Here is a 10,018-nt window from a genome sequence, read left to right as displayed (position 1 = left end):
GGCGCGGCCAGACCACAACGGGTTGTTCATGAGGACTCCTTATGTTCGAGGGCCAGGGGGAAGGGACTGACGCGACTCGAAGCGTAGGGGCCCGATGTGACATCCAAATGAATATTGCTCAATACAATTGTTTTTATATTTGAATTATCCTCATTTTCTGGCCGTGGAACGGCACCCGCCCCCGTCACTGACGGGAGCAAGGCAGGACGACAACTGCAGCAGGAATATGTCAGGATGCCGGCGCGGGCCGGCCGAGGCTCAATATCGCTTGAGCGACAGGACGTCGAACGTACGCCGCAGCGTTTCGACGGAGTGGTCGTAGTCCGTCAGCGCGAGGCAGGCGATCAGCACATCGATGATCGCCAGTTGCGCCAGGCGGCTGGTCATCGCCTCGGTCCGGAAGCGGGTCTCGCGCGCCATCGTGAACAGCACGACGTCGGCGAAGGCCTGGATCGGCGACTTGCCGAAATTGGTGATGCAGATGGTGCTGGCACCGCTCTCCCGGGCCAGCCGCGTGGCCGTCACGGTTTCATGCGTGCTGCCCGAATGCGAGATGGTCAGCGTGGCAACCCTGGGGCCCGCGAGCGATGCACTGATGGCCTGAATATGCGAATCCACCACCGCCTTCACGTTGAGCCCGATGCGCAGCATGCGGTACTGCGCATCCTCGGCGATCGGCGCCGCGCTGCCAATGCCATAGATCTCGATGCGTTCGGCCGCCCTGAGCAATGCGACCGCGCGCTCGATCGCGGCCACGTCGAGCACGGCGCTGGTGTCATGCAGCGTCTGGACGTTGCTCTGGAAGATCTTGCGCATGACCGCCGGGCAGGTGTCGCCGGGCTCGAGGTCTTCGTGGATGATCTGGACCCCCTGCACCAGTTCCTGCGCCAGCAGGATCTTCAGTTGCTGGAAGCCCGTCGCGCCCAGGCTCTTGCAGAAACCGACCACGCTGCCCTCGCTCGCATTGGTGCGCTCGGCCACTTCGCTGACCGACATATGGATCACGGTCTGCGGATACCGGGTCACGAAATCGGCAATGCGCTGCCCGGCCGGCCCCAGCGAGTCCCGCATGCTGTGGATGCGCGCGAGCATCGCCGACGTGGTGGGCGACGGCGGCGCTGGCTCGGCGGTCTGCGCGGGCTCCGTTCTGGCCGATGACGCCTGCGACGACGATTTCCGGGCCGGCGCCGCGCCCGCGCCGCGGCGGCCCTTTACCATGGGCCCCGCCCGCCCACGGACTGACGGTACGGCGCGAAGCCAGGGTGGCAAGACGGAATCGGCATCAATCGACCTGCAAAGTGGATAGTGAATTCAGTGTTCCGGATGAAACCGGCAAGGCACGGCACGATGATAACTGTTTGCGTTGACGGTACCGTTCTCCCTTGCCCCCGCTGCCCCTGCGGCAACTCAAGTCCCGGCCAGAAACTGCCGATATCCGCAAGGAACCGGCCAATTCCGTGGCGCCGTTGCCAAGGGCCGGCAGACCAGGAGAAGTACGACCGTGACGATGATCGAGCCGACTGCCGCGAACGCAGCGGCAGCCGTTTCCATTGACAACCCGGCAGTCACGCCGGCCGTAGCCGCCAGCGAGACCGCCGGCGACACCGCCGGTATCCGGGCGCGGCCCGCATCCAGCACCGAGATCCATATCTCGGCACCGGGGCAGGCCCTGGCCGGTGGCGGACAGGCGCCCGCGGTGCACGACAACAGCGACGTCGACAACAGCGGCCTGCCCGACCAGGCCAAGGATGCGATCAAGCGCCTGCGCGAACTGCGCGCGCAACTGGAGCGCAAGCTGCAAGAGCTGGAGGCAGTGAAGAATGCGGCCACCGGGACCCCGGACCAGAAGCGCATCCGCATCGCGGCCCTGCAACAGGAAATCGCTGGCCTGGGCGCAGCCATCAACAGCACCACCGCGACCCTGAACCAGGCCATCCGCAAGCTCTCCGCCGAGCAGAAACTGGTGGCGGGCAGCCTGGCGATGAACTAGCACGCCAGGCAGCGACGGTCAGTCTCGATACGCCCACAAGTCGACCACGCGGCCGCCATCGTCCGCAATGAGGCGGAAGGCGGCAGGCTGGTAGTCGGTGTCGATGGCCAGGACGCCGGTGGCGCTGGCGGGCACCATGCCGCAGGCCGACGCGGCAAGCTTCAGGCTCAGCGTATTCGGCATGGCGTGCGCGGCGACCGTCCCGGAGAGCTGGCACCCCGAAGCGCCGGGCGCGATCTTGCCGTCCGCCGTGACCGTGAAGCTTGCGCTGGCGCCCGAGGGCAGCACGACCGTGTACGAGCCTGCCACGCTGCCGGGTTCCACGCTCGCCGCCGGCATGGGATCCTGGCGCAGCAGCCTGACGCTGGCAGCAGCGTCCGCGCCCGGGGCGGCTACCCAGCTGCCACCCTTGTCGCGGCGGTAAATGATGGTGGCCTTGTCTTCGGCATCGGCTAGCGCCAGGTAGCGGCTGCCGTCCGCGCCAGCGTAGTACTTGCCGACCGTGGGGTTGTCGGCGTCGCCAACGCTGACGACGTACGCGCCGGGCTCCAGATCCGTGACCGACAAGCTCGCGGTGGCGGGCGGCGTGGTGTTGTCAGGCGCGTCGTTGCCGCCGCAACCGGCCAGCGCCAGCGCGGCCATCAGGGGAAACAGGGGAATGAGGCGTTTCATCGGGACATGCCTCACTGGCCGAACAGTTCACCCAGGCGCAGGCGCAGCCATTGCTGGCCCGCGGGACGCTGGTCGAAGCCGATCTGCATGGCGGTGACAGCCACCTTGGTCTTGTAGACGACGGACTCATCCTCGCCTTGTGCGGCGGTCGGCGTGCCGCTGCCGGCGCCGATGCCCAGCCCATACGGCGCCGTGCCGTTGAACTTCAGCGCATATGCATCGAAGGTGCCGTGCCGCGAGAACGCGAAGGGAGTGGCGGCCGACGGCGCGTTCGGGAAGTTGACGTTCAGCGCCAGCCCTGCGGGCAGCAGCGGACCGCCGTTGGCCTTGGCACGCAGCGTGTTGACCAGCTTGATGGACAACTGCGCCACCACGCCGGACACCGGGCTTGCCAGGCCCGCATTGTCGACCGAGTCCGTACCCGCGCTCAGGGCGATGGACGGGATACCGCGCGATGCGGCGAACTGCGCATTGCTGACGGTGCCCGAGCTGTTGACGATACGGCCGACGTTCTGCCCTTCGTTGGGCCCGGACAGCACCAGGTCGGGGGCCTTGCCCCAGCGCGCCGGAGCCAGCACGTCCAGCCCGTACATGGTCGCCATCACCGGCGTGCCATGGGCGTAGTTGTAATCGCCGTTGGTGTAGCCCGGCTTCGTGAAGGGGCCCACCGCCGGCTCGCCGGTGGCCGCCGCACCGTTGTGGCAGCCGCCTTCGGCCTCGATCTGGGTCTTGTCGTTGTCGGGCACGATGACCGTGGTGCTGTACATCACGATGCCGGCGCCGCGGCCACTCTGGCCGGTGCAGGGCACGCTGACGATGACGTTGTGGCCTGCGCCCTTGAGGGCGTCGTACAGCGCCTTCAGGTTGCTGGTCAGGCCATCGTCGTTGGTCAGCAGGATGTTCAGGGCGAAGGCAGGGCTCGCCGTGGCGGCCAGCAAGGCCGCGGCGATCAGTCGGGTTTTCATGGCGGTGGTGTCGAGGCGGTTCAGGAGTGCGGGCAAAGCGCGCCCACGGTGCAGACAAGGCAATTCCGGGCAGCCCGATCAGGCTGGCTGGCGCACACGCCGGCAGCGCCAGGTGTGGGGGCGCGGGCCGGGCGCAGCGCCCTGTGGTGTCCGGTAGTGGACGGACGCTACGTTACCCGCGCTTCGTTACAGTTGCGTGAACAACAAAGCGGTGCCTGGCGATGAATCAGGCGTGCAAGTAAACCGCTCCAGGCACAGGCATGACCTGGCTTCTGGCCGTGCGTCTCAATGAAAATCCCGGCTCCCCACCATCAACCGCCCCAGCATCGGGCTTAAATCCACCAGCTCCTTGGCCACCAGGTGGCGCACGTCGCCCTGGCGCTGCCAGGTGCCGACCACGCCCAGCAGCGTGGCGCTCAGCACCTCCTTGCGCTGGCGCTCGACCAGGTCGGGCCACAGGATCAGGTTGACGGAGCCGGTCTCGTCCTCGATGGTGGCGAAGATGGTGCCGCTGGCGGTGGATGGGCGCTGGCGCACGGTGACGATGCCGCAGGCGCGCACGCGGCGGCCGTTGGCGCAGCGCGCGAGCTGGCTGGCGGTGGCAAAGCGCATCGCCGTCAGCTTGCGCCGCAGCAACGCCAGCGGGTGCGACTTGAGCGACAGGCCCAGGCTGGCATAGTCCGCCGTCACGTCTTCGCCGAGCCGGGGCTCGGGCAGCGCCAGCGCGGCTTCGGCGGGCGGCGCTTCGTACAGCAGGTCGCGGTGCGCGGCATGCGCGGCGGCGGCGCGCGCCTGCCAGCGGGCCTGGCGGCGGTTGCCGGCCAGCGGCGCCAGTGCGTCGGCGGCGGCCAGCACGTCGATGTCGTGCCGGTCCAGGCTGGCGCGCAGTGCCAGGTCTTCGACGCTGTCGAACGGACGCTGGGCGCGCGCGGCCTCGATGCGCAGCGCGGCCGCTTCGCGCATGCCCTTGACGCGGCCCAGGCCCAGGCGCACGCGCGGATGCTGCGGCCTGGTGCGGGCCTGCGCGTCGGCGACATCGGCCTCCACCGGCTCCAGCGTGCTGTCCCAGCGGCTGATGGTCACATCCACCGGCAGCACCTGCACGCCATTGCGGCTGGCGTCCTGCACCAGTTGCGACGGTGAATAGAACCCCATCGGCTGGCTGTTCAGCAGCGCGCACAGGAAGGCGGCCGGATGATGGCACTTGAGCCAGGCGCTGATATAGACCAGCTTGGCAAAGCTGGCCGCGTGGCTCTCGGGGAAGCCATACTCGCCAAACCCCTCGATCTGCTTGCAGATCGCCAGCGCGAAGGATTCCGGGTAGCCGTTGCCGGTCAGCGCGCGCACCAGCGCATCCTGGTGCTGGCGCAGGTCGCCGCGCCGCCGCCACGCCGCCATCGACCGGCGCAGCTGGTCGGCCTGTCCCGGTGAAAAGCCGGCCGCGTCGATGGCCAACTGCATCACCTGCTCCTGGAAGATGGGCACACCCAGCGTGCGGCCCAATACCTTTTCGATGACCGGGTTGAAGTAAGTGGGCGGCTTGCCGGTGCGGCGGAAGGCCTCGCGCCGCTTCAGGTAGGGATGCACCATGCCGCCCTGGATCGGGCCGGGCCGCACGATGGCGACCTCCACCACCAGGTCGTAGTACTGGCGCGGCTGCAGCCGCGGCAGCATCGATTGCTGCGCGCGCGATTCGATCTGGAATACGCCGATGGTCTCGGCCTTGCAGATCATGTTGTAGGTGTCCGGGTCTTCCTTGGGGATGTCTTCCATCCGCGTCGGCAATGCGGCGCGCGCCGGGTCCGGGTTGGGGATCATCTCCAGCGCGCGCCGGATCGCCGACAGCATGCCCAGCGCCAGCACATCGACCTTGAGCAGGCCCAGCGACTCCAGGTCGTCCTTGTCCCACTGGATCACGCTGCGGTCGGCCATGGCCGCGTTCTCGATCGGCACCAGCCGCGACAGCTTGTGCTGCGCGATCACGAAACCGCCCACATGCTGCGACAGGTGGCGCGGAAAGCCGCGCAGCTGCGCGGTCAGGCTGGCCCACTGCTGCACCGCCGGCGATTCGGGATCGAGCCCGTAGCGGGCGATCTTCTCGACAAAGCCGCGGCCGCCGTCCCACCAGGCCTGGCCCTTGACCACCTGCTCCACCACGCTGGCGTCGATGCCCAGCGCGCGGCCCACGTCGCGCAATGCGCTGCGCGAGCGGTAGGTGATCAGCGACGCCGCCAGCGCTGCGCGGTGGCGGCCGTATTTCCTGTAGATGTACTGGATCACCTCTTCGCGCCGCTGGTGCTCGAAGTCCACGTCGATATCGGGCGGCTCATCGCGCTCGCGCGACAGGAAGCGGCCGAACAGCAGGTTGGCCTGCTCGGGACTGACCTCGGTCACATACAGGCAGAAGCACACCAGTGAATTGGCGGCCGAGCCGCGGCCCTGGCACAGGATGCCCTCCCCGCGCGCAAAGCGCACGATGTCGTGCACGGTCAGGAAGAAGGGTTCGTAGTGCTTTTCTTCGATCAACTGCAGTTCTTCTTCGAGCTGTTTCTCCCACTCCGGCTTCAGGCCGTTGGGGAAGCGTTCACGCTTGCCGCGCGTGACCTCCTTGCGCAGGTAGGAGATCGGCGTCTCGCCGGCCGGCACCAGTTCCTCGGGATATTCATAGCGCAGCATCCCCAGCGAGAAATCGCACGACTCTGCGATCTTCAGCGTCTGCGCCAGCGCCTCGCGCGGGTACAGGCGCGACAGCACCTGGCGCATGCGCAGGTGCTGCTCGGCATTGGGCGCCAGCGCCATGCCGCATTCGGCCAGCGGCTGGCCCAGCCGGATCGCGGCCAGCACATCGGACAGCGGCTTGCGCGAGCGCACGTGCATGGTGACCGCGCCGGCCGCCGCCAGCGGCACGCCGGTCTGTGCCGATACCGCTTCCAGGCGCGCGCGATGCAGTGCATCGGCATGGCCCTGCAACTGCTCCAGCGCGATCCAGGCGCGCTCGCCGAAGACCGCGCGGCACCACTCGGCCTGCTCTCGCAGCAGTTCAGGATCGGCGCAATAGTCGGGCAGCAGCAGCGCCACGCAGCCGGGCACGCCGCGCAGGTGCGCTTCATCAGCAGCGGGCGCGGCCAGGTCTTCGGGATGCAGCCGGTAGCTGCCCTTCTGCGCGCGCCGCCGGCCCAGCGTGATCAGCTCGCTCAGGTTGCCGAAGCCCTCGCGGTGCTGGGCGATCAGCACCAGCCGCAGCGGCGGGCGCGCCGAGCCGTCGGCCGGGGTCAGGCTGAAGCGGCTGCCGATCAGCAGCGAGAAGGCATCGGCGGCGCGGGCCAGCGCCTGCAGCCGCTGGTGGCGGCTGGCGTGGGCATGGGGATCGTCAGCGCCGGCGTCAGGCTCTTCGTCATGGTCCAGCAGCGGCTCATCCACGCCCTCTTCGCCGCGTGCCGCGCTGCGCGCCACTGCATCGTGCAGGCGCTTGCGCAGCGTCTCGATGGCATCGTGCGCGCGCGCGGTGCCGGCCACCGAGCATTCATCGGTCAGCGCCAGCCCGCTGTAGCCCAGGCCGAAGGCGCGCTCGATCAGCTCGCCCGGGTGCGAGGCGCCGGTCAGGAAGGTGAAGTTGGAGATGCAGTGCAGCTCCACGTAATCCGGCAGCGCCGGCAGCAAACCCGGCAGCGAGGCAGGCAAGAACAGCGCGCTCATGCGAACAACCCGTGCAGGAACCAGCGGTACTCGCCGCCATCGTCCTGCGCCGCATGGCCCGGACGTTCGCGGAAGATCCAGCAGCGCAGGCCGTCGGCGCGCTCGGCGATAAAGTAGTCGCGCGTGGCCAGCGCGCCGTCCCACCAGCCGGCCTCGATGCGCTCAGGGCGGCTCAGCAGCGCCAGCGGGCCGCCGTGGCAGGGCCGGTGGCGCTGCACCGGCAGCGGCAGCGGTTGCGGCAGCAGCCACAGCGGGCGCTCCGGCTGCGGATCCGGCAGGCTGGCGGCCTTGTTGCCGCCGGGCTCGTCGACCGGGCACCAGCGGTTGGCGCGCTCGGGCCGGTGGTCGGCCAGCGGCCGCGGCTGCAGCACGTTGTCACGGCCCAGCCGCGCCATCAGCGTATCGAGCAGGCGGCCCAGGTCTTCCGGCGTGCCGCCGGGCTCGGGGAACAGCGCATCGCTGTGCGGCACGCATGCGGCCATCGCCTCAACGCGCAGCGCCAGGCCGGTCACCGGGGCGTGGAAATTGAGCTTGTCGAGCTTCTCGCGCAGCAGCCGCGACAGGTGCGCGGGGTCGCGGCTGGGCTGGGCCAGGCCCACCGGCACCTCGGTGCCGTCGGTGTCAACGCCGCGCCGGTAGCGCTCATGCTCCAGCACCAGCACGCAGCGCGTGACGCCGGCCTGCTGCACCGCCAGCCAGCCCGCCAGCGCCAGCAGCAGGCGCTGCGCGCCGGCCAGCACGCCCTCGGCGGATTCGATGCGGCCCGGCAGGTCCATGCGCTGCGCAAACGCGGGCGGCGCCACAAACCAGGCAAAGCGCGCCGGCGTGTCGCCATAAGCCTGGTCCAGCCGCGCCAGCAGCGCCGGGCCCAGCCGGCGCGTCAGGCCCGCGCGCGGCAGGCGCCGCACCTCGCCCAGCGTGCGGCAGCCGATGCCGTCCAGCCAGGCCGGATCGGCCAGCGCATGCAGCGCCTCCACCGGCAGGCGGTCCAGCAGCCGGTGCAGGCGTGCCATGCCCACCGCGCGGCGCCCGGGCCGCACCACGCCGCGCCGCGTGCGCCGCAGCGGCTGGCGCGCCAGCCACGCGGCGCCGTGCGCGGTCGGGCCTGAGCCCACCTGGGCAAAGGTGCCAAGCTGGCGCACGCAGGCACGCACCGCGCGGCACAGCGCGCGGTGGCCGCCAAACAGGCGCAGGCTGGCGGTGACGTCCAGCATCACCGTGGCCGACTCCGGTTCCTCGTCGACGGTCACGCCCGGCGTGAAATGCAGCAGCGCCAGCGCCACCGCCTCCATCAACGAAGCTTCCGCGGCCAGGTCGCGCTCCAGCTGCACGATGTCGGCCGACAGCGCCTGCACGCCGCCGCGGCGCATGCCGTAGCGCACGCCGAGCTGCATCGCCGGGCCGTTGGCCAGCACCACCTGCTCGCGCGCCATCACCGCCACCGGCAGCGCATGGTGCAGCGTGGCGGTGGCGGCAGGCGGGCTCACGGCGGGCGCCAGCTCAGGCCAGCTGGGCTGCAGGGCGTCCAGGGGCAGGCGCGGCAGGTGCACCGCGATCCAGTACGGCATCGGAAGAAGATGGAGAAGACGATTCAGACAAGGCAGGTGCTCCTGCCGGGACAGGCCAGGCGGCTGCGCGCGTGGCCGCTGCCATCCCGTCCAGGCGCAGCAGCAGCGGCGTGTCCCGCACCGGCCCGCGCCGCTTGTGGAAGGTGATCGACAGCACATTGCCGGGCAGCGGCGCCAGCAGCAGCCGCAGCACCGCCGGCGACGACTCGCGCAGCGCCGTGGCCGGGCGCAGCGCCCATGCCACCGCGTCGCCGGCCTGCGCCAGCACCTGCAGGCGGCGCAGCGCCTCGGGGCGGGCCGCGGGCAGCCAGACCAGCACGCCGCCAAAGGCCTGGCTGCGCAGCACCTGCTCGGCCGCCCACAGCATGTCGGCCTGCTGCGCGGCCTTGCCGGCGCCGGCCGGGGGACGCATCCAGTAGAGCTGGCGCGCCGGCAGGCCGGCCGCGGCCAGCCCCATCGCATTGGGCAGGTAAGGCGGCGCCACCAGCGCAATACGGCGCCCGGCCCCGGCCAGCGCGCCCAGCGCCGGCAGCAGCAGGCGCAGCTCGCCCGCTCCACCCTGCGCCGTCAGCAGCTCCGTCAGCCCGCCCGCCGGCCAGCCGCCGCCGGGCAGCTCGGCCGACAGCGCGTCATATCCGGTCGGGCATACCGCCGCACCGCCGGCACGGCCCAGCTGGCCGGCCCGCCACAGCCCGGGATAACGCTGCTCGAGCGCCGACAGCGCCTGCTGGCGCGAGACCGGGGGCGCCGGCGCAGGGAAAAGAAGGCCCTCCGCCGCCATGGGCGGGGCTGCGTGCGATTGCGCAGTCATGTGGAGTTGGCGTCGCTCGCCGGGGATGGCGAGGAACTAGTAGGTTTACGATAACTGTATATTTATACAGTATCGGGTGCCAGCGCAAGGGGTAGCGGCAAGGGGTGGCCTGGGGAACACCGGGGAAGTGAGACGGGCGGGCGGCGGCCCGTCTTCATTTGCTCCACCCGGTTTCATTCCGGACGGCGGTCCGCAATAGAAAATAATTCGATAGCATTACTTTATTGAATAGAGGCTACTATCGAATGATACGCGCCTGGCTATCGGCGCGCCGATGTATCATACTAAGGCATGCATATATCAATTAAATAATGCT

At 69.7% G+C, this 10,018-nt stretch carries 7 protein-coding genes; 1 reads left to right on the top strand and 6 read right to left on the bottom strand.

Translation table 11 applies throughout. The features are described from left to right. Nucleotides 1-258: 258 nt before the first annotated feature. The gene (locus AC3WQZ_RS26000; protein WP_439672637.1) at nt 259-1,218 is read right to left on the bottom strand and encodes a MurR/RpiR family transcriptional regulator; all 960 of its coding nucleotides are present in this window, start codon (nt 1,216-1,218) and stop codon (nt 259-261) included. A gap of 289 nt (nt 1,219-1,507) precedes the next feature. Here AC3WQZ_RS26000 and AC3WQZ_RS25995 point away from each other — a divergent pair, with 289 nt between their 5' ends. Then, nucleotides 1,508-1,990 carry a hypothetical protein gene (locus AC3WQZ_RS25995; RefSeq protein ID WP_492292996.1) on the top strand — a complete coding sequence of 161 codons (483 nt, stop codon included), beginning with the start codon at nt 1,508-1,510 and terminating at the stop codon, nt 1,988-1,990. An 18-nt stretch (nt 1,991-2,008) separates the two neighbouring features. Here AC3WQZ_RS25995 and AC3WQZ_RS25990 read toward each other — a convergent pair whose 3' ends face one another. The 5 genes from AC3WQZ_RS25990 to imuA all read right to left on the bottom strand — a co-directional run bounded on the left by AC3WQZ_RS25990 (nt 2,009) and on the right by imuA (nt 9,702). Further along, nucleotides 2,009-2,662: a hypothetical protein gene (locus AC3WQZ_RS25990; protein ID WP_492292939.1), complete on the bottom strand. Its 654-nt coding sequence runs from the start codon at nt 2,660-2,662 to the stop codon at nt 2,009-2,011. An 11-nt stretch (nt 2,663-2,673) separates the two neighbouring features. Continuing rightward, on the bottom strand, nt 2,674-3,627 hold the full coding sequence (locus AC3WQZ_RS25985) for a 5'/3'-nucleotidase SurE (protein ID WP_011616989.1): 954 nt from the start codon (nt 3,625-3,627) through the stop codon (nt 2,674-2,676). A 285-nt stretch (nt 3,628-3,912) separates the two neighbouring features. Beyond that, entirely contained in the window at nt 3,913-7,323 is a 3,411-nt protein-coding gene (locus tag AC3WQZ_RS25980) for an error-prone DNA polymerase (protein ID WP_010812405.1), read from the bottom strand. Then, the gene (locus AC3WQZ_RS25975; protein ID WP_041688058.1) at nt 7,320-8,891 is read right to left on the bottom strand and encodes a Y-family DNA polymerase; all 1,572 of its coding nucleotides are present in this window, start codon (nt 8,889-8,891) and stop codon (nt 7,320-7,322) included. Before AC3WQZ_RS25975 ends, AC3WQZ_RS25980 begins: the two co-directional genes overlap by 4 nt. Further along, complete coding sequence (imuA, locus tag AC3WQZ_RS25970) at nt 8,824-9,702, bottom strand: translesion DNA synthesis-associated protein ImuA (protein WP_011616987.1); 879 nt, start codon at nt 9,700-9,702, stop codon at nt 8,824-8,826. Before imuA ends, AC3WQZ_RS25975 begins: the two co-directional genes overlap by 68 nt. Between the last annotated feature and the right edge of the window lie 316 nt (nt 9,703-10,018).

The organism is Cupriavidus sp. FW305-26 (assembly GCF_058787975.1).
This window is presented reverse-complemented; position numbering and strand designations above follow the sequence as displayed.